This is a genomic window from Desulfoluna spongiiphila, assembly GCF_900101345.1.
Classification (GTDB): Bacteria; Desulfobacterota; Desulfobacteria; order Desulfobacterales; family Desulfolunaceae; genus Desulfoluna; species Desulfoluna spongiiphila.
Genome location: NZ_FMUX01000006.1, coordinates 47623 through 73799, shown reverse-complemented (window position 1 = coordinate 73799; position 26177 = coordinate 47623). Strand labels below are relative to the sequence as shown.

General features: G+C 57.4%; 24 protein-coding genes. 16 read left to right on the top strand and 8 right to left on the bottom strand.

Going from position 1 to position 26177, the window contains the following annotated elements:
- Positions 1–269 precede the first annotated feature (269 nt).
- Entirely contained in the window at positions 270–665 is a 396-nt protein-coding gene (locus tag BLQ12_RS09945) for an FxsA family protein (RefSeq protein WP_092210501.1), read from the top strand.
- Between the two features lie 62 nt (positions 666–727).
- Complete coding sequence (locus BLQ12_RS09940; protein WP_092210500.1) at positions 728–1672, top strand: ChaN family lipoprotein; 945 nt, start codon at positions 728–730, stop codon at positions 1670–1672.
- A gap of 80 nt (positions 1673–1752) precedes the next feature.
- Here BLQ12_RS09940 and BLQ12_RS09935 read toward each other — a convergent pair whose 3' ends face one another.
- Entirely contained in the window at positions 1753–2112 is a 360-nt protein-coding gene (locus BLQ12_RS09935) for a winged helix-turn-helix transcriptional regulator (RefSeq protein WP_092210499.1), read from the bottom strand.
- Positions 2113–2426: 314 nt separating this feature from the next.
- Here BLQ12_RS09935 and BLQ12_RS09930 point away from each other — a divergent pair, with 314 nt between their 5' ends.
- The 4 genes from BLQ12_RS09930 to BLQ12_RS09915 all read left to right on the top strand — a co-directional run bounded on the left by BLQ12_RS09930 (position 2427) and on the right by BLQ12_RS09915 (position 7471).
- On the top strand, positions 2427–3578 hold the full coding sequence (locus BLQ12_RS09930) for an iron-containing alcohol dehydrogenase (RefSeq protein WP_092210498.1): 1152 nt from the start codon (positions 2427–2429) through the stop codon (positions 3576–3578).
- A gap of 752 nt (positions 3579–4330) precedes the next feature.
- Positions 4331–5506: a nicotinate phosphoribosyltransferase gene (gene pncB / locus BLQ12_RS09925; protein WP_254782034.1), complete on the top strand. Its 1176-nt coding sequence runs from the start codon at positions 4331–4333 to the stop codon at positions 5504–5506.
- Between the two features lie 71 nt (positions 5507–5577).
- On the top strand, positions 5578–6351 hold the full coding sequence (locus tag BLQ12_RS09920) for a cysteine hydrolase family protein (RefSeq protein ID WP_092210497.1): 774 nt from the start codon (positions 5578–5580) through the stop codon (positions 6349–6351).
- Between the two features lie 4 nt (positions 6352–6355).
- Entirely contained in the window at positions 6356–7471 is a 1116-nt protein-coding gene (locus BLQ12_RS09915; RefSeq protein WP_092210496.1) for an NUDIX hydrolase, read from the top strand.
- A gap of 598 nt (positions 7472–8069) precedes the next feature.
- On the opposite strand, the gene BLQ12_RS09910 is transcribed toward BLQ12_RS09915, so the two are convergent.
- From BLQ12_RS09910 to BLQ12_RS09895, 4 genes are all read right to left on the bottom strand, one after another.
- Positions 8070–8327: a hypothetical protein gene (locus BLQ12_RS09910; RefSeq protein WP_139163930.1), complete on the bottom strand. Its 258-nt coding sequence runs from the start codon at positions 8325–8327 to the stop codon at positions 8070–8072.
- A 346-nt stretch (positions 8328–8673) separates the two neighbouring features.
- Complete coding sequence (nfo, locus tag BLQ12_RS09905) at positions 8674–9510, bottom strand: deoxyribonuclease IV (RefSeq protein WP_092210494.1); 837 nt, start codon at positions 9508–9510, stop codon at positions 8674–8676.
- Positions 9511–9829: 319 nt separating this feature from the next.
- Positions 9830–10900 carry a 23S rRNA (adenine(2503)-C(2))-methyltransferase RlmN gene (rlmN, locus tag BLQ12_RS09900; protein WP_092210493.1) on the bottom strand — a complete coding sequence of 357 codons (1071 nt, stop codon included), beginning with the start codon at positions 10898–10900 and terminating at the stop codon, positions 9830–9832.
- Positions 10897–11490 carry a hypothetical protein gene (locus BLQ12_RS09895; RefSeq protein ID WP_092210492.1) on the bottom strand — a complete coding sequence of 198 codons (594 nt, stop codon included), beginning with the start codon at positions 11488–11490 and terminating at the stop codon, positions 10897–10899. Before BLQ12_RS09895 ends, rlmN begins: the two co-directional genes overlap by 4 nt.
- A gap of 205 nt (positions 11491–11695) precedes the next feature.
- Here BLQ12_RS09895 and BLQ12_RS09890 point away from each other — a divergent pair, with 205 nt between their 5' ends.
- The gene (locus BLQ12_RS09890; RefSeq protein ID WP_175469626.1) at positions 11696–12136 is read left to right on the top strand and encodes an Hsp20/alpha crystallin family protein; all 441 of its coding nucleotides are present in this window, start codon (positions 11696–11698) and stop codon (positions 12134–12136) included.
- Between the two features lie 603 nt (positions 12137–12739).
- On the opposite strand, the gene BLQ12_RS09885 is transcribed toward BLQ12_RS09890, so the two are convergent.
- The 3 genes from BLQ12_RS09885 to BLQ12_RS09875 form a co-directional block, all read right to left on the bottom strand.
- Positions 12740–13951: a DEAD/DEAH box helicase gene (locus BLQ12_RS09885; RefSeq protein ID WP_092210490.1), complete on the bottom strand. Its 1212-nt coding sequence runs from the start codon at positions 13949–13951 to the stop codon at positions 12740–12742.
- A gap of 157 nt (positions 13952–14108) precedes the next feature.
- Entirely contained in the window at positions 14109–14390 is a 282-nt protein-coding gene (locus tag BLQ12_RS09880) for an acylphosphatase (protein ID WP_217640281.1), read from the bottom strand.
- A 92-nt stretch (positions 14391–14482) separates the two neighbouring features.
- Complete coding sequence (locus BLQ12_RS09875) at positions 14483–14905, bottom strand: hotdog fold thioesterase (protein ID WP_092210488.1); 423 nt, start codon at positions 14903–14905, stop codon at positions 14483–14485.
- Between the two features lie 227 nt (positions 14906–15132).
- Here BLQ12_RS09875 and cmoA point away from each other — a divergent pair, with 227 nt between their 5' ends.
- From cmoA to BLQ12_RS09830, 9 genes are all read left to right on the top strand, one after another.
- Positions 15133–15873, top strand: a complete 741-nt coding sequence (cmoA, locus tag BLQ12_RS09870) for a carboxy-S-adenosyl-L-methionine synthase CmoA (RefSeq protein WP_092210487.1) — start codon at positions 15133–15135, stop codon at positions 15871–15873.
- Between the two features lies 1 nt (position 15874).
- Positions 15875–16846, top strand: a complete 972-nt coding sequence (gene cmoB, locus BLQ12_RS09865; RefSeq protein ID WP_092210486.1) for a tRNA 5-methoxyuridine(34)/uridine 5-oxyacetic acid(34) synthase CmoB — start codon at positions 15875–15877, stop codon at positions 16844–16846.
- A gap of 305 nt (positions 16847–17151) precedes the next feature.
- Complete coding sequence (locus BLQ12_RS09860; RefSeq protein ID WP_092210485.1) at positions 17152–17682, top strand: hypothetical protein; 531 nt, start codon at positions 17152–17154, stop codon at positions 17680–17682.
- A 135-nt stretch (positions 17683–17817) separates the two neighbouring features.
- Positions 17818–18063: a hypothetical protein gene (locus BLQ12_RS09855; RefSeq protein WP_092210484.1), complete on the top strand. Its 246-nt coding sequence runs from the start codon at positions 17818–17820 to the stop codon at positions 18061–18063.
- 208 nt (positions 18064–18271) lie between these two features.
- Positions 18272–19201, top strand: a complete 930-nt coding sequence (locus BLQ12_RS09850; RefSeq protein ID WP_092210483.1) for a DMT family transporter — start codon at positions 18272–18274, stop codon at positions 19199–19201.
- Between the two features lie 525 nt (positions 19202–19726).
- Positions 19727–22564, top strand: coding sequence for a methyl-accepting chemotaxis protein (locus BLQ12_RS09845; RefSeq protein WP_092210482.1), 2838 nt, complete (start codon positions 19727–19729; stop codon positions 22562–22564).
- Positions 22565–22757: 193 nt separating this feature from the next.
- On the top strand, positions 22758–24089 hold the full coding sequence (locus BLQ12_RS09840; protein WP_092210481.1) for an amidohydrolase: 1332 nt from the start codon (positions 22758–22760) through the stop codon (positions 24087–24089).
- A gap of 340 nt (positions 24090–24429) precedes the next feature.
- Positions 24430–25137, top strand: a complete 708-nt coding sequence (locus tag BLQ12_RS09835) for a hypothetical protein (RefSeq protein WP_139163929.1) — start codon at positions 24430–24432, stop codon at positions 25135–25137.
- Positions 25138–25148: 11 nt separating this feature from the next.
- Positions 25149–26150, top strand: a complete 1002-nt coding sequence (locus tag BLQ12_RS09830) for a pentapeptide repeat-containing protein (RefSeq protein WP_092210479.1) — start codon at positions 25149–25151, stop codon at positions 26148–26150.
- Positions 26151–26177 lie beyond the last annotated feature (27 nt).

Sequence of the window (26177 nt, the reverse complement as noted above, 5' to 3'; positions counted from 1 at the left end):
GTGTTTCCAGTAAAATGAAATAGGCCTCTCCCGCAAAAACGGTTGCATAATGACGACCTCCATGCATTCGCCATAGGGTTTCAAAGTGCCCCCACCTTGCCGCCGGAGGCCTGCTTTTTCCACCCACGTTCACCATAGAAGGCGCTTTTGGCCTTTTCCCCTGCACCCTACATCCCTACCCTTGCTTGACATTTTCGGGATCGGTCCCATCTTGTGGTGAAACCGCACGACTGCGGGTTACTTTCACGGATTTAATGGAGACTGTCCCCATGGTGTTACGTCTTTTTCTCTTGTTTACCCTGATCCCTGTCATCGAGCTGTGGCTCCTTATCAAGATCGGATCGTTCATGGGGCCCTTTGCCGCCATTGCCCTGGTCATCGGCACCGGCATTGCCGGGGCTTCCTTGGCCAAGATCCAGGGACTCCAGACCGTTCTCAAGATCAGGGAATGCATGGACCAGGGGATCATGCCCACGGAAGAGCTCATCGACGCCCTGATGATCCTCATTGCAGGGATCGTCCTTGTGACCCCGGGCCTTCTCACCGACTTCGCCGGGATCCTCCTTCTCATCCCCGCCTCCAGGGCCCGCATCAAGGCCTGGGCCAGGGACGCCTTCAACCGGCGCATCGACAACGGAAACATCCGCATCCACCGCAACTTCTGACCCTTTTTTGCGCCCCGGGCTCCCTGTGACAGGGGGCCCGCACACCCCATGGGAGTTCAGCGATGAACCGTAGCCCATGCATGCTGGGCCTTTTTTTAGGAACCCTTCTTTTTGCCGCCGGATGCCACGGCACCGGACGCGCATCCATGGAACCGCCACGTTACACCATCCTCTCCCCCGACGGGACCCGGGTGAGCCAAGACGTTCTTATGGACGAAGCGGCCCGGGCCGACGTGGTTCTGGTGGGAGAGACCCACGACAACCCTTCGGCCCACCACCTGGAATATGCCCTCTTAAAACGTCTCCTTGAAAAACGGGCCGAGGAAAAGTCCCCGCCCGGGGTGACCCTCTCCTTTGAGATGCTGGCCCGGGACCTCCAGGGCGTCACCGACGAATACCTCTCGGGCCTCATCACCGAGATGCATTTCATGGCCGCCTCCCGGCCCTGGGGCAACTATGTCCGCGCCTACCGACAAACCCTCAATCTGGCCAAAGAGAAGGGGGCTCCTGTCATTGCGGCCAACGCCCCGAGGCGCTACGTGAATCTGGTGGCCCGCAAGGGAAAAGAGGCTCTTGAACAACTCAGCCCCGAGGCCAAAACCTGGATCGCCCCCCTGCCCTATGAAGAAGCGTCACCTGCCTACCGCACCAAGCTGGCGGCCCTTGAGCGGCAGATCCTGCACGCATCCCAAAAAGACAATCCCCACGGCACAAAGGCCCCGGGCTCGCCCCCATCCACCATAAACACCGACGCCCAGGCCCTCTGGGACGCCACCATGGCCTGGTCCATTGCCGAGGCCCTGACGCACTACCCGGACAACTCCGTCATGCACATATCCGGTATCTTCCACTGCGAGGGCGGTCTTGGCATTCCCGAGCACCTGGCCCGCTACGCACCCTCGGCCACAATCCTCATCATCACCATCCGGCCCCCCGGCCATGACGACCCCATCCCCGCCTTTTCCTCGGATCGTCCCATCCCGGAGTACCTTGTGATCACAGAATAAAAAAAGCCCGCCATCCGACTCCTGCGGACAACGGGCTTTTTTTTATTGTACCGGCCCCCCTTCCGGGGGAAAAGGACGATCTATTTCCCCCTGCCGCCCCGGTCATCAAGGTATTCCCTGGACCACGCATTGAGGTCTTTTAAGATGGGGCTGAGCTTCCGGCCGATATCGGTGAGGGAGTATTCCACCACGGGCGGAACCTCCGGGTATATTTTCCTGCTGACGAGCCCGTTTTTCTCCAAGGCCCTCAGCTGCTGGGTCAGCATCTTCTGGGTTGCCGACGGCATGATCTTCCTGAGCTCTCCGAATCGCTTGGTCCCTTCGGTTGCCAGGGTCCAGACAATCAGCGGGACCCACTTTCCGGAGAGGAGCTCGAAGGCCACCTCCACCTCATTGACGTAGGAACTGCAACTTACTTTATGGGTCCTGTCTTCCGGCATTATGCGCCTCCTGCCTTCCGTTTCTTCGATGTGATCTATCGTACCACATTTTTCTTGTCATCATGTCATTGCCCAATCAGGCCGCAAAGGCCCCTGTCCGAGGCCACTGCACCACACGCATCCCGTGCCATAACACGAAATTGAACCAAACCGAAAGATAGTTCCCTTTTGGGAACCACGTCTCCAAAAGCATACTGAAACACGAAAAAGTGCCTACTTTACAGGGAATCCTTAAAAAGGTTTAGTGCCTCTCGTCGGGCAAAAGAGTGCCCCGTCAAGCAATCAGAGACACCCTTTCAATTAAGGAAAAAAACATGACCACTTTTATTGTCCCCAAAGACATATTCCACGGCCTGGGCTCCCTTGAAAACCTGAAAAACCTCGAAGGCACCAAAGCCGTCATCGTCACCGGCGGCAGCTCTGTCCGAAAAAACGGGGCCCTTGAAAAAACACGAACCTTTCTCACGGAAGCGGGTATCACACCTGCCGTATTTTCCGGTGTTGAAGCCGATCCGTCCATCGAAACGGTGCTGAAAGGCGCCGCCTTCTTCACCGAAGAGCAACCCGACATCATTGTCGGCCTGGGTGGGTGCTCCGCCATTGATGCCGCCAAGGCCATGTGGGTGTATTATGAGTACCCGGACTCCAAGCTGGAAGAACTGGCTGCACCCTTTGGTGTCAAAAAAATGCGCAACAAGGCCACATTTGTTGCCATTCCCTCCACAAGCGGCACGGGAACGGAAATCACGGGCCTTTCCGTGATCACGGACACCGACAAAGGGGTGAAGTACCCCCTCGTGTCCCACGAGCTGACCCCGGATGTGGCCATCATCGATGGCGAACTCTGCGCCAGCATGCCCAAGAGCGTCACCGCAAACACCGGTCTCGATGCCCTGAGCCACGGTGTGGAAGCGTACGTCTCCAACATTGCTGACCGTTACAACGACCCCTTGGCCAAGGAATCCATCAACCTTGTGTTCAAGAACCTTGCCAGGGCCGTGGCAGAGCCCGGGGACCTGGAGACCCGCCAGGCCATGCACGACGCCTCCTGCCTGGCAGGCATGGCTTTTACCAACGTCTGGCTGGGCATTGTCCACGCCATGTCCCATCAGGTGGGCGGCACCTTCGGGGTCGCCCACGGTTGCGGCAATGCCATCCTCATGCCCAACGTCATCCGCTTCAACGCCAAGGTCACCGACAAATACGGGGACCTGGCAGCCTTGCTCGGAAAATCCACGGCCGAGGAGTTCGCCCGGGAGGTCGCCGGATTGACCGCATCCGTCGGCGTGGCCGGTTCCTTTAAAGAGTGTGGCATCGATGAGGAAAAGTGGAACGCAAAACTGGATTCCATGACCGAACATGCCCTGAAGGATCCCTGCACCCTCTTCAACCCCAGAAAACCTACCTTTGACGAAATCAAGGCAATCTACCAGGCGTGCTACGACGGAACAGCCATCGTTTTCTAAATCCGAAACTGACTTCTGATCCTGTTGATTCAGGGCCAACGCATTTAAAAATTCAGTTGCCTCCGGCGGGTCGCTTTTTGAAAAAAGCTCCGCAAAAACTTTCCGGTTGACTGTCCGTTATGTTGAAACACTCGGCTCGCCAGAGGCTTTGATCCGGGCCTGGTCATTCGTAAGACCTGTTTGTCAAACTTTTTAAACGGTTGGCCGCCGGAGGCAACGTCTAAATGCGTTTGACCTGAGCTCTGGGGCCTTGAATATGGGTGTGATTGTTTATTTCAGAGTGGAAGAAAGCGGAATTTGGGGCCGAACCACACAAAAGGCCCGGTAGGTTTGGCCAGACCTGTACTCGAGCGAAATGATACCACCCCAAGTCATCATTCACCGGCAACCCCCTCTGCCGGAGACCGGGTCTCCCCCCCTGTTCATGGTGATCCCGAAGACGAATCCAGGCAACCGAGGACAGCGGCCAGCCATTGATATTGCACGCTTACCCGCCGGGGAGTATAGTTTTGGTATAAACGACAAAAATTCGGCTTGACATTTGATGCAGTGGGTATACCTTTGGCTAATGCCCGGATGATCCCCCAAAGACCATCAACCCGGTTGAAACGGCTGCAAAACGGCCATCCGGGCTCGATGCATTCGCCCTTCCGCAGCGCGCTGCGGAGTTTGACTCCGGGAGGCCCCGTCGCAGGGGTCCCCTTGAGAGCTTGCCGCCTTTTTCGGCGCCACAACATGTGGAGATCCATCCGTTGACAACCCCGATCATTCAATCATTGCTGGACACCGACCTGTACAAACTCACCATGATGCAGGGCGTTCTTCATCAGTTTCCCTGGGCGGAAGTGGAGTATGAATTCCGCTGCCGGAATTTAGGCATCGACTTTGCCCCCGTCATAGACGGAATAGACCGAGAACTGGACCACATCTGCAGCCTTCGCTTCACCGATGAAGAGCTCGACTTCCTTCAGAGCCTTCGCTTTATCAAGCGTGATTTCATCGAATTCCTCCGTCTCTTTCAGCTCAAGCGCGATTTCATCACCTCGGAAATGGAAGGGGACGATTATGTCCTGAGGATCAAGGGACCCTGGCTCCACACCATCTTGTATGAGGTGCCGGTCCTTGCCATCATCAACGAACTGTATTTCCGCAACCACCACCCGGACGCCGACCTCTCCGAGGGGCTCTCAAGGCTCCAGGCCAAGATCGACCTTGTCAAATCCGAAAACAGCAAGGGCATGGCCCTGAAGTTCTCAGATTTCGGCACGCGCCGCCGTTTTTCCAGGCAGTGGCACGAGACCATTGTCAAAACCCTGAAAGAGGCCATCCCAGACAACTTCATGGGTACCAGCAACGTCTACTTCGCCTGGAAATACGATCTCACACCCGTGGGGACCATGGCCCACGAGTGGCTCATGGCCTGCCAGGCCCTGGGGCCCCGGCTCGTGGACAGCCAGAAATTCGCCCTGGAGCACTGGGCCCAGGAGTACCGGGGAGACCTGGGCATCGCCCTCTCCGATGTGGCCGGTTTCAAGGCCTTCCTCAAAGATTTCGACATGTACTTTGCCAAACTCTTCGACGGATGCCGCCACGACAGCGGCGACCCCATCGCCTGGGGGGAGGATCTCATCACCCACTACCAGAGCCTGCGCATCGAGGCTGCCTCCAAGGTGGGGGTCTTCAGCGACGGCCTGAGTTTTCCCAGGGCCATTGAAATCGCCCGTCACTTCAAGGACCGCCTCATCACCTACTTCGGCATCGGCACCAACCTCACCAACGACGTGGTGGGCGAGCCCCTTCAGATCGTCATCAAGATGACCCGCTGCCAGGACACACCCGTGGCCAAGCTCTCCGACTCTCCGGGCAAGCAGATGTGCGACGACCAGGGCTACCTGGATTACATGAAGCGGGTGTTTGGAAAGAGCTGACGCAAACCGGGGGCCCGGCCCCCGGCCTCGGCCCTTTTATGTGCACAAAAAACGGCATGAGGAGACAAGACATGAAACGTATCCTGTTGATCATCGACCCCCAGAACTCATTTTGCGACCCCACCGGGGAGTTGTTTGTGGAAGGGGCGAGCCGGGACATGGAGCGCCTCACCGATTTTATCGAAATGAACGGCGACGCGTTCTCCCGCGTGGTGGTGACCTTAGACTCCCACAACCGCATGCACATTGCCCACCCCGCATGGTGGGCGGACCGCTCCGGCAACCCGCCGGCCCCCTTTACGGCCATCACCGCAGACGAGGTGCAAAGCGGGCACTGGCGGGCCTCCAACCCCGAGGACCAACCATGGAGCCAGACTTACATGGAGGCCTGCGGCACCCATGTGATCTGGCCTCCCCACTGCCTTTTGGGCACCTGGGGCCATGGGGTGTACCACCCCCTGGACACCATCTTGAGCAGGTGGGCCAACCGGCACACCGACCTTGTGATGCTCCCCAAGGGCGCCTCGCGGTACACGGAGCACTTCTCCATCTTCCAGCCCAAGGTGATGCGGGAGGGGGACCCCGCCTCCGTGTTCCACCGGTCCCTTCTGGACGATCTCTCTGGGTTCGATGAGATCTATGTCGCCGGAGAAGCCTCTTCCCACTGCGTGGCCGACAGCGTCCGGGACCTGGTCTCCGCCCGCCCCGTTCTGGCTGAACGTGTGGTCCTCTTAACCGACGCCATGAGCCCGGTTGCGGGTTTTGAACACTTAAGCGACGCTTTTTTCACCGATATGGCAACGGCCGGTGTTCGCACCGCCACCACCACCGAGGATATTGACTAAACGCATGAACCATAAGGACGAAATCATCAGGCTGGGCATCGATGTCCACGGGGTGGCCGACACCTTCCCCGATTTTTTTTCCAGATTGAGCCGGGAACTGGTGGCCCACGGGCATGAAGTGCATGTCATCACAGGAACCGAGCACACCCGCTCCCTGGAGCACTATCTCAAGGATCAGCTGGGGCTTGCCTGGACCCACCTCTTTTCCGTGACCACCCACCACAAAAAGGGGGGCACCGAGGTCACCTATATCGACGGCAACCCATACATGGACAACCGTATCTGGAATCGCTCCAAGGCAGAGTACTGCAGGCGAAACGGCATCCAGCTGCACATTGACGACTCCGATGTCTACGGCAAATATTTTTCTACGCCCTACGCCCGCATGGTGGACAGCCTCGCCCACGAAGAGGACCTTCTCCCCCTGTCAAAGGGAGGGGAATGGCACGCCACAAAGGCCGGGAGCGAGCCGAGCATCTACAGCGCCAAAACCACCTGCCCCCTGCCAACGGTCTCGGTGGAGATGGTCCTTGCCGCCTTTTCCGAAGGAGAAATACAGGTCCTGCTGCCCCCCAAACCGGGGCGCCCCGAGCTGCGGGCCCTTCCCTTCCTCCCCTTTACCCCGTCAGAGGGCGGAGACCTTGAGGTGTGCGCCACACGCATCCTCAACACCATGACCGGCCTGACACAGACCTGGATGGAGCAGCTCAAGACCTACGACGAGGCCCGCCATCTGGTCACCAGCTACTTTGCCCTGGTCCCTGAAAAAGCCGTGTCCCACCGAAAAGGGGACTGGTTCCCCTTGCGAAAACTCATCAACGGCAACACCCCGCCCATGTCTCCGTTCCATCGGGGGGTCCTCTTCGACTTCCACGAACGACTCAAGGGCAAAATCTCTTACACCCCCATCGCCTTTGCCCTCCTTGACGAACGGTTCACCTGGACGGAGCTTCGGTGCATTTACGAAGCGGTGCTGGAAAAACCCATCGATCCGGCAAACTTCAGAAAAATGATCCGAACCCACTACACCATCGAAAGCCTCAAGGAAAAAAAGGTCAAAGCCACGGCAGGAAGGCCCCCTGAGCTCCTCACCTATGGTGGCACCCGCGACGTCTACTAAAATACGGGTGACTACTCCGCATAGGCCTCCGGCGGGTCGCTTTATTGAAAAAAAGCTCCGCAAAAAACGTTCCTGATGCACCTGTGCTTCGTCTTGATCGCCCTGAAGGGCGAGCGAGACGAAGCACGGGTGTAAAAAAGTCGACATTGTTTCGGAGGATCCTGGAAAAGTTTGCTTTCTGAAACTCTGATGCCTTGAATATGGATGCACCCGACTCGTGAAATATCCGGGCTAACTCAATCCTGTATGTTGTAAGGTCAAATGAGCAGATTAAGCTCTGTGGGGATAAAAAAATGGAGGTCTTACCGAAGGGAACGCCAAGGGGGGTGCGCCCGAGGCGCAGGGGTATGCTGTGGTGGAAAGGCCGTGCAGCGAAGATCGCCAAGGGTATAAGGCTCCGGGCCGCACCGCAGCAGGACAGATGGGGGTAAGCATACGGAACCGGCCGCTGCATTCATCGTACCGGCACACCTGAAGCAACAGGGAACATGAAAAATTTTTCTTCTTTAGCAGCTTATTAGCATTCCCATGGGATCTGCCATTGGATTGCATATCCCATGGGCTGCCATGCTTTTCATGCCGTCAACGTACCACGAGATTAATTCACTGTCTCATATTCGTAGCTTGCTTTGACTTTTTTCAAGTTACGGAAATACTCTTTAGAACCCATGCGAAGCTTATCACTGCTTCGAGCCCTGTACTCCGTATTGGCTTTGATGAAGCATTTCTTGCATGCTGCCCGTAGCCCGTCTTTCCCACCTTTCTGCCGATAATACTCACTAATCGGCTTCTCCTCACCACACTTTGAACACAATTTTGTCGTCACCATTTCCAACCTCTTTCCTTCTACTTTCATTCCAACAACCCTAACCAAAAAACGGATATTACTAAATCACGAGATGACTGTACAGGTTTTTTTAACTTCCGGTAAAAAAAACGCCCATTAGAATGATCAGTATAAAGAAACACTTCAAAGAAACGACATAGCATTCACCCCCCCGCACACCGGATAACTACCATCCAAAACAAGACCCAACCCCCCGTCCTTCAAGCATTTCCATTGTCCTGTCCCATTGCGAGCCCGGAGTGAACAATTGGGAATGTCACCTTGGCGAAGGCAACAAAAAAGCCCTTTCACTGTTTCCAGTGAAAGGGCTTCTGATATCCCCCATGAGGGATTGAATTTTATGAAATATTTTCTATTACAAAGAGCGGAGAAGTAATAACTCCTCGTGCCAGATATCGCTGTCGGGTGTCTCAAGGACCATGGGGATTTCTTCGAACCGTGCATCGTTCATGATATAGCGAAACACCTCCAGCCCCAACATCCCCTTGCCCAGAGAAGCATGACGGTCAACCCTCTTGCCCAGCTCCGGCTTGGAATCGTTCAGGTGCATGCCCATAAGGCTCGAAAACCCCACCACCTCGTCAAAACGGGCAAAGGTGTCGTCGCAGGCCTCGGCCGTCCTTAAATCGTACCCGGAGGTAAAGGCGTGGCAGGTGTCGAGACACACCCCCACCCGCTCTTTGTCCTCCACCCCGTCGATGATGTCCCGCAGGTGCTCGAACCGGTACCCCAGGTTGGTTCCCTGCCCCGCGGTGTTCTCAATGACGGCGCAGACCCCGGGCACCTCTTTGTGGGCGAGGTTGATGGACTCGGCAATGCGTGCGATGCAGGCCGCTTCATCCATTTTCTTCAAGTGACTGCCGGGATGAAAATTCAACCGGTCCAGCCCCAGCTGGCGCACCCTGGCCATCTCATCCACAAAGGCATCCCGGGACTTGGCAAGGGCCTCGGCCTCCGGGTGCCCCAGGTTAATCAGGTAGCTGTCGTGGGGCAGGATGTGCCCCGGCAGGTAACCGTGTTCTTCGCAGTTGGCCTTAAAGGCGGCGATGCTCTTTTCCGTCAGGGGCTTGGCTTTCCACTGCCGCTGGTTCTTCGTAAACACGGCAAAGGCCGTGGCCCCGATGGCCGCAGCGTTCAACGGCGCGTTCTCCACGCCCCCTGCCGCACTCACGTGGGCTCCGATTCGTTTCATGGGTATATGACCTCCGATGGCCCTGCTCAAACGAGCAACGCTATATGATTTTGGTTAGGATGACCGCAAAACACGGCCAGTCACGATCTATACATGGACAGCCCCAGGCAAAGCCGTCTCTCCACCGCGCACCGTTCAAAAAGGCCTCCGGTGGCCCTGCCGGGGTTAAACTTTTAAAAAAATTTAACAAACAGGTTTTAGAATATAGATCAAAGGCGAATGTGATTTTCCCTGAGGAACGAAGGGGAAAACGCATTCGCAACCTGCTTTCAAGGTGGCACACCTCGCCACCGGAGGCATGCTTTTGACTTTTTACTTTTCACACAGAAGACACACTTTTTTTCCCCAGCTGTCCGCAACCGGCAACGAGGTCGCGCCCTTTGGAAGCGCGGATTCGCACGTAGGCCCCCTCGTGCACGAGAAGATCACGAAAGCGTTCCACGGCCTTTTGGCAGGTGGAGGGGAAAGGGGCCCCGGGGCCTGCATTGAAGCCGATGAGGTTGTAACGCACGGCAAGGGGGGAGAGGACCGCCACCAGGGCCCGGGCGTCTTCCGGGCTGTCGTTGACCCCTTCGATGACGATGTACTCGGCAAAGAGCGCCCCCTTTCGGGCAAAGGGATAACGGGACAGGGTCTCCACCAGGCTCTTGAGGGGTGTTTTGCGGTTCACCGGCATGAGACGGGAGCGGATCTCATCGGTTGCCCCGTTGACCGAAACGGCCAGATTGACCGCTGAAATGGGTGAGGCCCCCAGTTTTTCAATGCCTTCGGCGCTCCCCACCGTGGAGACGGTGATGCGCCTCAAGGGAATATCAAAACCCCGCTGGTCGCTCATGACACCGATGGCCTCGGACACGGCGCCAAAATTGTCCAGGGGCTCTCCCATGCCCATGAAGACGATGTTCCGAATGGGATACGAGAGCTTGTGGCGCGCCGCATAAAGCTGGTCCAGAATCTCCATGGGCGTCAGGTCCCGAACGAACCCCATCTTGGCAGTGGTGCAGAAGAGGCAGCCCCTTTTGCATCCCACCTGGGAGGAGACGCACAGGGTGTAATGGTTCAACATGGGAAGCACCACGGACTCCACCTCGTGACCGTCGAGGAGGCGGGTGGTAAATTTCACCACGCCGTCGGCCTCTTTAACGGTGACCAGACGGGGGTCCGGAAACACCAGGGCCTGTTTGACGGCTACGCCCAGCCCCTCCCGCTCCGGAAGGCGCGTCAGGGCGGAAACGTCCACAGCCCCGGACCGAACGGCCATGGAATATAGCTCCGCCGATGCATACCGGTCCAGCCCCAGGCGCGCCACCATGGCCTCTCGAAAACTATCGTACCCCAGGGCAAAAGGGTTGACCCCCTCGGAGGCCTTGTCTTGCAGGCGTTCCATCATAACCCTTCCAGCCCCTCACCCCGTTTGACCAGGGCCTTCAGATCATCCACGGTATGTTCCAGGGTGCCGCAGATATGGGCCAGTCGCTCCACAAAGGGATCTGCCTCTCCCAGGGCCTGAACCGACTCAGCGAGGCTCTCATGGAACAGAGCCTTTCTCTCCTCCACCCTTTTTAAAAGGGCCTTTCTCACGGCATGGCGTTTGCGCTCTCCGTCGATGAGCTCCCCCAACCGCTGGATGGAAAACTCCACCAGGGCGTCCCGGGGGGCACCGAACTGGCGCGAGGCCAGCTCCAGTGCATCCAGGGTCCGGCGGCTGATGACAAAGGTTTTTTGAACCCTGGGGACCTCTTTCATGGCATCGGCGGATAAACGCCCGGCAATGGCGTTTAAGGTCTCCACGTCCTCCACCAGATGGTCGAAGAGGGATTTCTGCTTGATGCCGAAGTGTTCGGCCACCACGGCCATGGACTCAATGGCCCGTGATGAGATGCGGAAAGTGGCCCGCACCGACTGCTTGCCCATGAGATCCCGCAGGGACGCTCCGCCGGGATGTGCCATCCTGTTTAATGGATCGTTCTTTTTATTCATATGACCTCCTGCCCTTTCTATACCAAAAATCAGCGCATCCGTCATTCTCATTACTTTTATTTTATTTTTTATTTTGATAATGACAAAAAAATATCATATTCTTTTGTTGACACAAATCAGATCATGACTATTTTTGTTTCAAACGAAAGAAACACCAAGAACGAACAACATGACATGCACAACACATCATAATGGAGGACACACCATGGAACTTGTCAGATTCAACCCCTTTGCAACCGCCCCTTCCGTCAACAGCCGCCTCAACCGTATGTTTGATGATTTTTTCTCCGACTCAGGGCGCCTTCTCTCCAACACGGCCAAAAACTGGAGCCCCGAGGTGGACATCTATGAAGAGGACGGCAAGGTGGTCGTCAAAGCCGACCTTCCCGGCATCGAGAAAAAAGACATCACCATCAGCGTGGAAGACGGCATCCTTACCCTGAAAGGTGAGCGCAAGGCCGAAGAGACGAGCGACGACAAAACCGTCTACCGCCGCGAGCGCTTCTACGGGAGCTTCGAAAGGGCGTTCCGCCTCTCCCCCAAAACCGACCCGGACACCATCGAGGCGGAGTTTAAAAACGGGGTGCTGCACATCACGATTCCCAGGGCCGTCCAGCCCGCCGGAAAAGAGATCACCATCCAGTAACCCAAGGGCGAAGGCCCACAGGTTCCACCTCCCAGGCGGGTGCCCCACGGGGCACTCGCCGCCTCCCGCGCAACCTGTGCCGACCCCATGCCAGGCAAGACACACGGCGCCATCCCCCACAAACCGGCGCCATTTGACACGTTCACTCGCAGAACGCAAAAAACCGGGCCTCCCGCAAGGGAGAACCCGGTTTTTTGTTGGGTAAAGCCTGCCTTCTATGGTTAAAGCGCATGGAAAAGTCTGCCTCCGGCGGCGAGGTGAGCCACCTCGAAAGCAGGTTGCGAATGCGCTTTCCCCTTCGTTCCTCAGGGAAAATCACATTCGCTATCGATTTTGACTTGCCTGAGCCTGTTTATTAAACTTTTTGTAACTATTCAGATTGCCTCCGGCGGGTCGCTTTTTTGAAAAAAAGCTCCGAAAAAAACTTTTCTAATGCACCCGCGCTTCGTTTTGATCGCCCTGAAGGGCGATCAAAACGAAGCGCGGGTGCGAAAAAGTGGAAATTATTTCGGCGGAGCCTGGAAAGACTTGCTTAAGACCTGTTTGTCAAACTTTTTAAAAGTTTGGCCCCCGGCAGGGCCGCCGGAGGCACAAGCTGAATCGTTACGCGGCTGTTTTATTTTTTTTCGGCTTTTTCGGTTTTTTCGGGCGCACCGTCACCTGCCGGGTGAGGGGGACTTTACATGTGGGGACAAAACCGGGCTCTACGTCTCTCTCCAGGGTCTGGCGGATCAGGCCCTCAATCGCCGCAAGGAGTGTCACCTCATCGGCACTGACAAGGGAGATGCCCATCCCTTGCAACCCGGCCCGACCCGTACGTCCGATGCGGTGGATATAGTTCTCGGGAACTTTTGGCAGATCGAAATTGACCACCTGGGGCAGCTCCCTGATATCGAGGCCGCGCGCGGCAAGGTCTGTGGCGATAAGAATCCGGACCTTTTTTGCCTTAAAGTCGACAAGGGCTCGGCTACGCTGCCCCTGGCTCTTGTCTCCATGAATGGCAACAGCCGAAAGACCGTCACCGCCCAACTCCCGAACCAGGCGGTCGGCCCCCTTTTTCGTACGGACAAAGACCAGCACCTGCTTCCAATCGTTATGGCGAACCAGGTGGCTGAGAAGCGCTCTCTTCTTGCCTTTGTCAACTTCATACGCCCACTGTTTGACGCTCTCCGCAGGGGCGTTTCGTGGGCTTACCTCTATCTGCACCGGTGTGCTGAGCAACGCGTCGCCCAACAAACGGATCTCGTCGGAAAAGGTGGCCGAGAAAAGGAGGGTCTGGCGCCCCTTCGGCAGCAGAGCGATAATCTTTTGGATATCCTTGGCAAACCCCATGTCGAGCATGCGATCTGCCTCATCAATCACCAGGGCCTCAACCTGCGAAAACTTCACGGCGTTCTTGCTGAAAAGATCCAGCAAACGCCCCGGCGTCGCCACCAGCACATCGGCACCCCTGCGCAGCTTCATCATCTGTGGGTTGATCTTCACTCCGCCGTAAACAACGCCTGAGGTAAGCGAAAGGTGCCTGCCATACTTGGCAATATCCACGGCCACCTGCACAGCCAGCTCACGGGTGGGCGTCAGCACCAGGCCACGGATGTGATTGGCTCTCACCCCGGGGCCGGTGGCGAGGCGCTGCAGCAGCGGCAACGTATAACTGGCCGTCTTGCCCGTTCCGGTTTGTGCTGCGGCCATGACATCCCTGCCGGATAAAATAGCGGGAATCGCCTCGGCCTGAATGGGAAAAGGAGCGGAATACCCCTCGTCGTCGATGGCACGACACAAGGGGGCAAAGAGTCCAAGGGAAGCAAATGACATGGGGCTTGTTTCTCGATAAAGGGGTTGATCGCCTTGATCTGCAGAACAAGATCCCTGCATATCAAAAGGAGAAAGTGATCGATTTTGAGCGCCACTATACCAGCCCCTGAAGCAGACTCAAGCAGATATCGGAAAGCGTGCTTGCCATGGTAAACAATCACCCCACCACCTCAAAATCGTCGAACTCACCCCCATAGGCCGTCGTGGTCACCCTCACCGCTTCAACTCGCGCCATGGGAGGGCCCATCCGGCACCAGGCCATGAACGCATCCACGGCGGCGGACTCGCCTTCGGCCAGGGCTTTCACCGTGCCGTCGGAAACATTGCGGACCCAGCCGGTGACCCCCAAACGCCTGGCCTCGGCCACGGTGTGATAGCGGAAGGCCACACCCTGGACCACCCCGCTGATCTTCAATGTCACACGTTTCATTCGTACCATGGGACCTCCATAGATCAAAAAAAGGGCTAAGGGCTAAGGGCTAAGGGCTAAGGGCTAAGGGCTAAGGGAAAATAGTCCGGGGCTTGGCTCTGTCAATAGGCAAGGATGGCTGCGGTCATGCGGATGGCTGAAATCAGGGTCTCTTCACCGTCTGTGACGCGCACGTCCCAGACGTGGTTGCGTCGGCCCAGATGAAAGGGCCTGCAGGTGCCGTACACCCAGCCCTCTTTGGCGCTTCGGATATGGCTGGCGCTGATCTCGGTGCCCACCACGCCGTGGGTATTCAGGTCCACACACAGGGCCGAGGCGATGCTGGCCAAGGATTCGCCCAGCACGCAGGTGGCGCCGCCGTGGAGCAACCCGGCAGGCTGCCTTGTTCGCTCGTCCACGGGCATGCGGCCTTTAAGCCAGTCATCGCCCATGGCCACCAGTTCAATCCCCAGGTGATGAAGCATGGCCACCTCCACAACGGGTTTCACCTCCTCAAGTGTCACTGCCTGATGCCAGATATGCATGGTCTCTCCCGATTTCGAATGAATTGGTGTGGCTGAAATCCCCTTGACACCCGCCTTGCGATTGGTAATAAAGGTCTGTTGCGGTTTTCCATCATGAATCGGTTTTCCTTTTTTTTCAACCATTAATGGGGATTCCGCCCTGCAACATGCCGGCCGGGTACCGGTGAGTCTTCGCCTTTCAGGAACCTGGTGCACCAAGGATTTCACGAGACAATGAGTCAGAGAATATGAGTCAGGACACGATTTACTCAAAAAAACTGCCCACGGTGCCACCCTTCGAATTCAACGAAAATGTGGCAGGGGTCTTTAACGACATGATCCACCGCTCCGTGCCCCTTTACCGGGAGACGGTCAGGCGCCAGGCCCAGCTTGCCGCCCGTTTTTACAAGGAGGGAACGGCGGTCATCGACCTGGGGTGCTCCAACGGCAACTTCGGCATGCGCCTGCTGCACGAAATGGGCAAGCGCCCCTTGCGCGTGGTGGCCGTGGACAACTCCGCCCCCATGCTCGAAATCTTTCAGGAGCGCCTGGACAACCACCCGGCAGGGGACCGCATCGAGCTGATCCGGACCAACATCCAGGACCTGGCCATGGAACCCGCCTCGGTGGTGGTACTGAACCTTACCCTGCAGTTTCTCCCCGTTGCCGAGCGGGACGCCCTCATCGCCCGGGCCCACGAGGCCCTGATCCCCGGCGGAATCCTGCTCATCACCGAAAAGGTGATCCACGAAGAGAAGGAACTCACGGACCTCCAGCAGGAATTCTACTACCGGTTCAAAGGGGAAAACGGCTACTCCAACCTCGAGATCAGCCAGAAGCGCGATGCCCTGGAAAACGTGCTGATTCCCGAAACAGTGGAAACCCATACGGCGCGTTTCAACGCCGCCGGATTCACCAAGGTGGACATCTGGCAGAAGTGGTTCCACTTCACCAGCTTTATCTGCTTGAAAGACGAGAAAGAGACGTAAGATGGACGCGCTGCTGCAAGACCTGACACGATTGAATTTAGAACCTGCACGGGAGGGGCTCACCGCCCTCATCGAGGAAAAAATGGCCCTGACCGGCCGCGACTTCGGCAATGAAAAAAAATTCCGGGACATCGTTGAGGGCCTGCCCGATATGTTCGGGGACGGCATCGACATTGCGGGCCGACGGGTCAGCGTGCTCCCCGGGGACGATCACGATCCGGCGGACATCGCCGCCCTCCTCCAGGGGCTCCGGGACCTGAAGCCTTGGCGCAAAGGTCCCTATGGCCTTTTCGGCATCGACATCGACACCGAATGGAACTCCGATGTCAAATGGGACCGCCTGGCACCCCACATCGCCCCCCTTGAAAGTCGCCGCGTGCTGGATATCGGGGCAAGCTCCGGATATTACATGTTCCGCATGGCCGAAGGCCAGCCCGAGATGGTCCTGGGCATCGACCCCCAGATCCTCTTCTACTTCCAGTACCTGACCCTCCAGAAATACCTGCAGATCCCGGGCCTCTACTTCATCCCCGCCAAGATGGAGGAGCTGCCCCCCCTGGGTCGGTACTTCGACACCATCTTCTGCATGGGGGTCATCTACCATCGCAAGTCCCCCATCGATACCCTCAAGGAAATCCACGACTGCATGCGCCCCGGAGGCGAGCTGGTCATGGAGACCCTCATCATCGAAGGGGACTCGGAAACGGCCCTGTTCCCCGTGGACCGCTACGCAAAAATGCGAAACGTCTTTTTCATTCCCACGGTTCCCTGCCTTGCCAACTGGCTGAGGCGGGCCGGGTTCACCAACATCCGCTGCGTGGACGTCTCCCCCACCACCCTTGCCGAACAGCGGAAAACAGACTGGGTCAACACTGAATCCCTGGAGATGTTCCTGGATCCCAACGACCCCACTAAAACCGTGGAAGGCTACCCCGCCCCGGTACGGGCCGTTGTACTTGCAGATGCAGGGTAACGGGACATGCCTCCGGCGGGCAGGGGATAAATCCCCTGCACCCCAGGTTTGCGAATGCTCCACCCCTCGTCCCTCGGGTTGCCACATTCGCTGACGGGAGCCAAGCTTTTGCCTTTATTTCACAACATGAAGGTTTGATAAACGATCTGAATCAGTCACCGGTGTCGTGGCACCTCAGACCACGGTCTATGTCACCAGCGAATGTGATCACCCTGAAAAACGAAGGGTGGGAACATTCGCAACCAGCTTTTAAGGCGGCACACCTTGCCGCCGGAGGCATTTTTTTGACGAACACAGGAGCCCCTATGGCCACAGCAGAAAAACAGGACGTGACCCTTAAAACCATGTGTGAAAACCTGGCGGCCTTTGCCGTGGACCGGGAGGACATCAAGCAGCTCCTGGCCACCCTGCCCGAAAACGATGACGTCAAAACCGTCACCGTGGAATACGAGCTCCAGCTCCTCAAAATCATCAGCGCGGGATGGGCCATCAGCGTCTACATGGATGGCAAAAAAGAAAAAGAATCCCTGGCAGAGCACTTCTGGCTCATCATCCGGGAATTCTCAAAAAACCTCTCCGAGACCCTGCACCTCACCACCGGGGCCGACGTGGACTACTTTGAGACCCTTAAAAAACGTCTCAACACGTACCTGGCCGCAATGGAAAAAACCGGGTCCGGCGAAGCGACCCAGGCCGTGGGCCCCGAATTCGCCCGCCTCTGCGGCAGCCCGGACAACGCCTTTGTGACCTTGAACGGCGCCCGCATCTTCCATCTTACCGTCACCGCCGTGCAGGAGTACGTGGGGTCGGTAAAGATTGTGACCGAATCGGCCTGACCGCCCCGCTCCCCTTTTCATCGTATTGGCGCTCCCCACACCGTTGGGGAGCTCACCGATGCGCCATGCTCTATTGGCCTGTGTCTTATGACCTATGACCTGCCTTATCCCTATCATCTAATTTTCCGAGGTATTATGTACGCCCGAGACCACGACCACCTCCTTGACCTGATGCGCGAAAACCCGGACGCCACCCCGTCCACCTTTTTAGGGGACAGCTCGTATGCCTCCTGGCTTTACGACCACAGCGATATCCGGCGCCTGAAATCCGCCATGCAGGGAGACCCCGACCCCGAAGCCCTGGAGCGGTGGGACCTCTCCCCCGGTCTATGGCGGGAACAGGTGGCCATGGCCCTTTCGGCCCTTACGCGAAAACGATAAGAACGCGGGATGGCGGGGCTGCCGCCCCGGCAAAACCCTTGACCCGGGCGGAGAGGTTTGACACAGTGCCCCAGGTCCGGCAAGGCTCCGGCCCGCCATACCACCGGTTCCTTCAGGTACCGACAGACGGCTGGGCAGCAGCATATGCCTGGCGTAATCCTGAAACAAAGATCATCCATCCGCAGCATAGAGACGAAAGAGAGACAAGATGTCGGCAGTAAGTCAAAAAATCGGAGCCTACTTTGTGGCCATGGCCGCCATGATGTGGGGGTTTGACGCGGTGGTGCTCACACCCCGCCTGTACAACCTGGACGTGGCCTACGTGGTCTTCATGCTCCACGCCCTGCCCTTCGCCGTCATGCAGCCCATCCTCTTCCGGGAATACGCCTGGTTGCGCAAAATGCGCCCCAGCGACCTCACCTTTCTCTTTCTCGTGGCCCTGTTCGGCGGGGCCATCGGCACCCTGGCCATTGTCAAGGCCCTCTTTCTGGTGGAATTCAAGCACCTCACCGTGGTGGCCCTGCTGCAGAAACTGCAGCCCGTCTTTGCCATTCTCCTGGCCCGGGTTGTGCTGAAGGAGCGTTTCAGCAGGCATTTTTTTCTCTGGAGCCTCGTGGCCATCATGGGCGGGTACTTTCTCACCTTCGAATTCCACGTCCCCACCCTGGCCCACAACGGCAAAATGCTGCCAGCCTCCCTGTTCGCCCTTTTGGCGGCCTTCTCCTTCGGCAGCGCCACGGTGTTCGGAAAACGGATCCTGGGGCTCCTTCCGTTTCAGACCGCCCTTTTTTTCCGATACGGCCTCACCACGCTGATCATGCTGATGATGGTCCTTTCAACAGGCGCCCTCTCCCAGATCGCCGTCACCACCCAGACCAACTGGCTCTTTTTCTGCATCATCGGCCTGACCACCGGAAGCGGGGCCATCCTGCTTTACTATTTCGGCCTTCGGCACATCTCCGCCGGCGTGGCCACCATCTGTGAGCTCCTCTTCCCCATCTCCAGCATCCTCTTCGACTACATCTTCAACGGCAACATCCTCTCCCCCATCCAGTGGGTAAGCGCCACGGCCATGCTGTTTGCCATTTACCGCATCGGTACGGCTCCCCCTGCCAAAACTCGCCCCACCCCGGCCTGAGCAAAGACTCCCTGCCCGGACCGTTCATGGGAAATTGCAACAATCTCACCCTTCGGGCGATCCAAGTACGCCCAATGTCTGCGTTATCAGAGCGCTGAGATAAAGCTCTGCACCTGAAGCTCTGATACCGTGAATGGGAAAGCGCTCCACAGGACCGCCTGAACCGTTGCATCCAAAGTGCGATAACCGCGACAGGCGTACTGTTTATTCAAACTGAATATCCTCGCAAAACCACAACCCTACTTACTACCTTTCCTCTCACCCACACCAAAAACAAACCCACCCAAAAATAAGTATTCAGCTATACCCGTGCCTCGCCGATATACACCACAGCGCACGGTAAAGGGCCGGCATATTCCATTTAAAATAGATTGATATAACAGGATGAATTTTGTTTTTCAGGGCTTTTCACCCTTATTCCGGAACCCCGGACACAATCAATCACCGGCTCGCCAATAACTCAAAAACAAAAAGTTAAAGACCCCAAACAGCACGCGGGTGTTTCGTTCAAGGAGAGATTCATTTATGCTGAAAAATATCAAGCTTGGGCCCAAACTTATCTCCATTTTTCTGCTGGTGGGCGTCATCCCCCTTCTCATCGTAACCTACGTTCTGACCGAACGATCAAGCACCGCCCTTTCAAGCCAGGCCTTCGGCCAGCTCACCAGCCTGCGGTCCGTCAAAAAGAAGCAGGTGGACTCCTACTGGACGGAAAAGCAAAACCACATGCAGACGCTGCTGGGTGTGGTGGACACCAATTACCAGGCAGCCCTTGGCAAGCTCAACAGCATCCAAGAGTTAAAATGCGCCTGGATTGAGTCGTATTTCAAAGGCGTCAACGAAGATATCGCCATCTTATCCACCAGCAATGACATCAGCCGGGCCCTTTTCAGCTTCATCTCCTACGGCATGAACCAGGGCGTGGATCCCCAGGCAGCGTTTCCCGTGGACAGCCGGGCCTACCAATCCATCCGAAACCGCGTGGCCGCCCCCCTTACCGAGTTCTCCCGCCACCGGGGGTACAGCGACCTTTTTCTCATCGATGCCCAAAACGGTCACGTTCTTTTCTCCGTGGAAAACGAGCCGGACCTGGGCACCAGCCTCCTCACTGGCCCCCACCGGGACGAGGGGCTCTCCCGGCTCTACCGCCAGGTGATAAAAAGCGAAAAGCCATCCATCAGCGACTTTGCCCCCTACACGCCCAGCAACGGGGCCCAGACCGCGTTCATGGGCGCCCCCATCCGCAACGCAGACGGGGACATCGCAGGGGTCGTGGCCCTTCAGATTCCCCACGGCGCCATCAACGCCATCGTGCAGAAACAAAGCGGCATGGGCAACACCGGAGAGACCTACCTCGTGGGCCGCAAAGGTGATGAGACATCCTTTCGCAGCGACATGCTCACCATGGGAGACGGGGCGTATGTCATCGGCGCCCCCATCGACACCCCGTACATCCGCTCAATCATGGAGGGACAAAGCGAACGCAACATCTACACCGATTCCAACGGCAACCTCGTCATGGTGGCGGCTGACCCCTTGAGTATCCCCGGCCTGACATGGGGATGCATCACCAAGATCAATCTGGAGGAGGCCATCACCCCAAGGACCGAGGAGGGCAATGACGACTTTTACGCCCGTTTCACAAAGGAGTACGGATATTATGACCTCTTTCTCATCCACCCGAAGGGCCACATCTTTTACTCTGTGACCCATGAAGCCGATTTTGACACCAACATCCTTACGGGCCCCTATGCGGACAGCGGCCTGGGACGCCTGACCCGGAAAGTCATTGATGAAAGCCGGTTCGCCATGGAGGATTTTTCGCCCTATGCCCCCAGCAACAACGAACCCGCCGGCTTCATCGCCCAGCCCGTGGTCCACGACGGCAAGGTGGAGATGGTGGTGGCCCTCCAGCTCTCCATCGACCGCCTCAACAGCATCATGCAGCAAAAAGAGGGGCTGGGACAAAGCGGCGAGACCTACCTGGTGGGCCGGGACTACCTCATGCGATCCGACTCCCGCCTGGCACCCGAGACCCACTCTGTCAAAGCATCCTTCGAAAACCCCATCCAGGGCCGCGTCAAAACCGAAGCGGTTACCCAGGCCCTCTCCGGGAACTCGGATACCCGCATCATTGAGGATTACAACGGCAACCCGGTCCTGTCCGCCTGGACCCCGGTATCCTTAGGGGACATCACCTGGACCATCATCGCGGAGATGGACGAATCCGAAGCCCTTGCAGCCGTCACCGGCATGAAACGCATGGCCCTTCTCATCGCAGCCGTGGCCACGGGCCTGGTCGTCCTGGCGGGCACCCTGCTGGCTCGCTCCATTGCGCGCCCCGTGGCTGGTGCCGCCTCCTATGCCGAGACCCTTGCGGCAGGCGACTTCAGCACCGCTTTGGAGATCGACAGAAACGACGAGGTCGGCCATCTCATCCAGGGTCTCAACGGCACCTCCGAGTCTCTCCGGACGATGATCGGACAGGTCATCGACGGTGTGGGCGTCCTCCAGACCACCGCCACAACCCTTGCTGAGATCTCGGATGAAACCACACGGGATGCGGCCAGCACCAACGACAAATCCTCCACCGTTGCCGGGGCCGCCGAAGAGCTCAGCACCAGCCTCTCCCAGGTGGCCGCCGCCATGGAGCAGTCCACGGCCAACATCGGCTCTGTTGCCACGGCAACGGAGCAACTCAACAGCACCATCACCGAAGTGGCCAGGCGATCGGAAGAGGCCCGGTCCACTTCCGACGACGCCGTTGCCAGGGCCAAAAGCTCTTCTGTGCGCATCGGCGATCTTGCCACCGCCGCCGACAACATCAGCCAGGTTACCGATGTCATCGCTGAGATCTCCGAGCAGATCAACCTGCTGGCCCTCAACGCCACCATTGAGGCGGCCCGGGCAGGGGAATCCGGCAAGGGGTTTGCCGTGGTGGCCAACGAGATCAAGGACCTGGCAAGCCAGACCGCAGGGGCCACCCAGCAGATCAAAGAGCGCATCGACGAAGTCCAGGGGTCGTCCTCGGCCACCATCGCAGAGATCCAAGGGGTCACCCGGGTCATCGAAACGATCCATGAAACCGTGGGATCCATTGCCACGGCCATTGAAGAACAATCCATCGCCACCGGGGAAATCGCTGAAAACATCAACCAGGCCTCCCAGGGAATCGATGAGGTGAACGAAGGAATTGCAGGTTCCTCCCAGGCCGCCGAGGAGATCACCCGGGACATCGCGGGCGTCCATTCCGCGGCGGGCAACATCGACGCGGGCAGCCGAACGACACGGAAGCGCGTCTCCGACCTGGAGACCCTCACCGCTGAACTCACCCGCATGACCGCGCCCTTTAAAATCAGTTGATCCCCCTTCTGTGCTCCCCCGGCTGCCGTAAGGGCTGGGGGGCACACCTTTTTTCCACCCCGCCGGGCAACAAATCCCTTTACGTTCCGGGAGGATGCCCGCAGCCCGCCCCTATTTTTTCATTCCACTGTTCCGGCCCAGATGGTAAGAGTTGAAGAAAACCGCCCACACACCCCCGGAAAAGGAGAGAGCCATGCCCCGCGACCCCCTCAAGCACGCCGTGTTCGAGGCCATCGACGCTGAAAAAGAGACCATCATCGCACTGGGAGAGAGCCTCTATGCCCGACCGGAACTGGGCTACAGGGAGCATTTTGCCACGGAACAGGTGGCGGAACTCTTCACAGGGCTCGGCTTTGACGTGGAAAAAAACATCGCCGTCACCGGTGTTGCGGCGCGCCCGACACGTGTTTCCCCCGGCCCCGTAGTTTCTGTGCTGGGAGAGCTCGATGCCATCGTCTGCCCCGAACACCCCGACGCCGACCCCGATACCGGGGCCGTCCACGCCTGCGGCCACCACATCCAGGTGGCGGCCATGGCAGGGGTGGCCCTGGGCCTTTCCGCCGCAGGGGCCTTTGATCACCTTGACGGCACCGTCAACTTCATGGCCGTCCCCGCAGAAGAGTTCGTGGAGATGGCCTTCCGGGCCCGCCTGAAGCAGGAGGGAAAAATCACCTGGTACGGAGGCAAACAGGAGCTCATTGCCAAAGGATTTTTCGACACCACCGATATCGCCATGATGGCCCATGCCCTGGACCTGGGCCCCGGACCTGCCGCGGTCATCGGAGCCACGGGCAACGGGTTCATCGGCAAGGAGATCCGGTTCACGGGCAAAGAAGCCCACGCGGGTGCCGCCCCCCATGACGGGGTCAATGCCCTCAACGCCGCCATGCTGGCCATGATGAACATCCACGCCCAGCGGGAGACCTTCCGGGACGAGGACCACATCCGCGTCCACCCCATCCTCACCAAGGGAGGCGATGCCGTCAACGTCGTCCCCGCCGACGTGCGCATGGAGAGCTTTGTCAGGGGCCGCACCATCCAGGGCATGCAGGACGCTTCAAAAAAAGTGGACCGGGCCATCCAGGCCGGTGCCATGGCCGTGGGGGCCTCATCCACCATCCACAGCATGCCAGGCTACCTGCCCCTTCTCACGGTCCCCGAACTCGACGCCCTCTTTAAAGAAAACGCCCTGCCGTTCTGCGGGCCCCGCGTCATCGAAGGGGCCGAGTTCGCAGGCTCCTTTGACATGGGGGACCTCTCCCACCTCATCCCCTGCCTCCACCCCTTCACCGGAGGGGTCACAGGCAACATCCACACCCGGGAGTTCAGCGTCTCCGACCCGGAAGCCGCCTACCTCTTCCCCGCCAAAGCCCTGGCCGGCACCCTCATCGACCTGCTCCGGGACGGCGCAAAAAAGGGAAAAGCCATCATCGACGGCTTTTCCCCACGGTTGACCAAGGCGCAGTACCTGGGTTTTCTGGAAACGACACTGGAAACACGAACGGTGGATCAAGACCCCTTATGACGAAAAATCGTAACGATTTTGCCTATGCCTCCGGCGGCCCTTCCGGGGGCTAAACTTTTAAAAAATTCAGCAAATATGTTCCAAAAAATGCGCTTGAATGAATGCCTTTTTAAAGGCGGATGTGGTTTGCCCCGAGGAACGAATGGACAAAGCGCATCTGCTACCTGCTTTATAGGTGGCACACCTTGCCGCCGGAGGCTTTTTTGGGAGCTGAGTCGTTACTAAATATCTTTCCTTATACTTTCTACCACTATATATCGTTGTGCTGATTTGTCTAAAAACCGAAACTCATAAGCAGGCTTACTGGGTAAAAGATAGCAAAGGCTGAACAAGTAAAAATATGAATACACACCAAAAGACCCTCCTGGACGAATACATACCGCTTATTATTCCGAGCATTGAAATTTCCATAGACACGGAAGAGGGTGTGGGGCTTTCATACAGCCATTTTGAATGGTGCCGAACACAAGACGTTGAGAGAGACTCGGACTACATGCAGGTCTTCGGGGAGGGGGAAACCCTTGAGTTCACGGGGTACGCAGGAGGATCCGAGGTGGACCTGGAACCCTACCTGAAAGGCAGGACCTTCAGGCTGCCCGAAGTCAGCTTTGCCTTTGGGGACAAAACCCTTGTGGTATCCGAGGCAGCCATGTCGGTACTCACCCTTTCCAGAAAAATGGGCACGACCAAAGGGACTGCCGTGTTGGCGGACCCCACAGGCAAGACGCACCCGGGTTACCACTATATCTCATTTTGCAAACCGCTTCCTGTTGACCGCGCAATCAAGCGGTTTGAAAAAATGCCTGAATCCGAGAGGCCCTTTATCTATCTTGAACTCAAAGAGTTCGATGAAATGGTCATGGTCCATAAATCAGTCTGCAAAAAATGGAGCGACCTCGGCATCGACTGTTTTTTAAGCGATGTTCCCGACGCATATCACAACCTGAAATACCTCTGCTCTGATGAGTTCTCCTTTACCAGCCATGAGATGTGGTTTGACTCCCTGGATGACTGGCAGGAAAACAACTTCGACTACAGCAGCTTTTAAGGACCACAGCCATGGACGCCCACGAATATTCAAAAAAATTCGCAGACGGGGGAGTTGCTCGAAACGAAAAAACAGCAGACGCGGCGACGTACCTTGAGATGCTTTCCACGCGGGAACCCGGCACGGTCATTGCCGATCTCAACACCCTTGAGGCCTGTGTCGGGATGATTACCGGGCTGGACATCGACTCCGGTGATGCAGGGCTTTTCAAAGCCATGGGAACCTACCTGAAAACGTCCCCGGCCTTTCAAAGCGCCGATTACCTGGAGGATTACTTTGATCTTGATTTTGAATCCGCTGATCCAGCGTTTCAGGTTGACTACACAGGCTGCTATACCTTTGTTCCTGTGTCCATGCTGCCGGACGCACTTGCCGGTGAGCGTCACTGCGCCTTCACTCTGGCCCGGTTCTACTTTGAACACGTTTACACCAAAACCTTTCTTCGCCCCAACCTCAAAGGGATCTGCCTCCCGGAGCTGAAACTCAGCTCCGTGACGTTTAACGAATCCAGGATGACGGGGTCTGTTTTCTGTGGAGCGGTATTCAGCGACTGCCACTTTGATTCGGTCAGGCTCAATGAATCAACCCTTACGGACTGCACATTTACCGGCTGCCGTTTTGACAACGTTGACTTAAGCGACTGCCCCATGGGCGGAGCAACCTATAACAGCTGCACCTTCACAGGGGGATCCTTCAGGGACACCTGCCTTGAGGGGGTCACCTTTACCGATTGCAGGTTTGTCGCAACAGAGATGTGCGGCACGGATTTCGGAGCCACCGACCTGGGCGGCTGCCTGTTCGATACCTGCTGGGTTTCATATGCCCGCATGGACCGGGTTCAGGGCCTCACCCAACACCGGTTGGACACCTTTTTCGGGGACGACTCGACCATCGTGCCCACGCAGCTCAAGCGCCCCTCCTTCTGGCCCCGCCAGGGGGATATCACCACCTGGAAACGCTGGATAGACACAGGCGAAGTGATCGAGTCCACCGCATCCGTTTCATATGAGTAAAGGACTCCAGACAGGCCACGTGTGTCT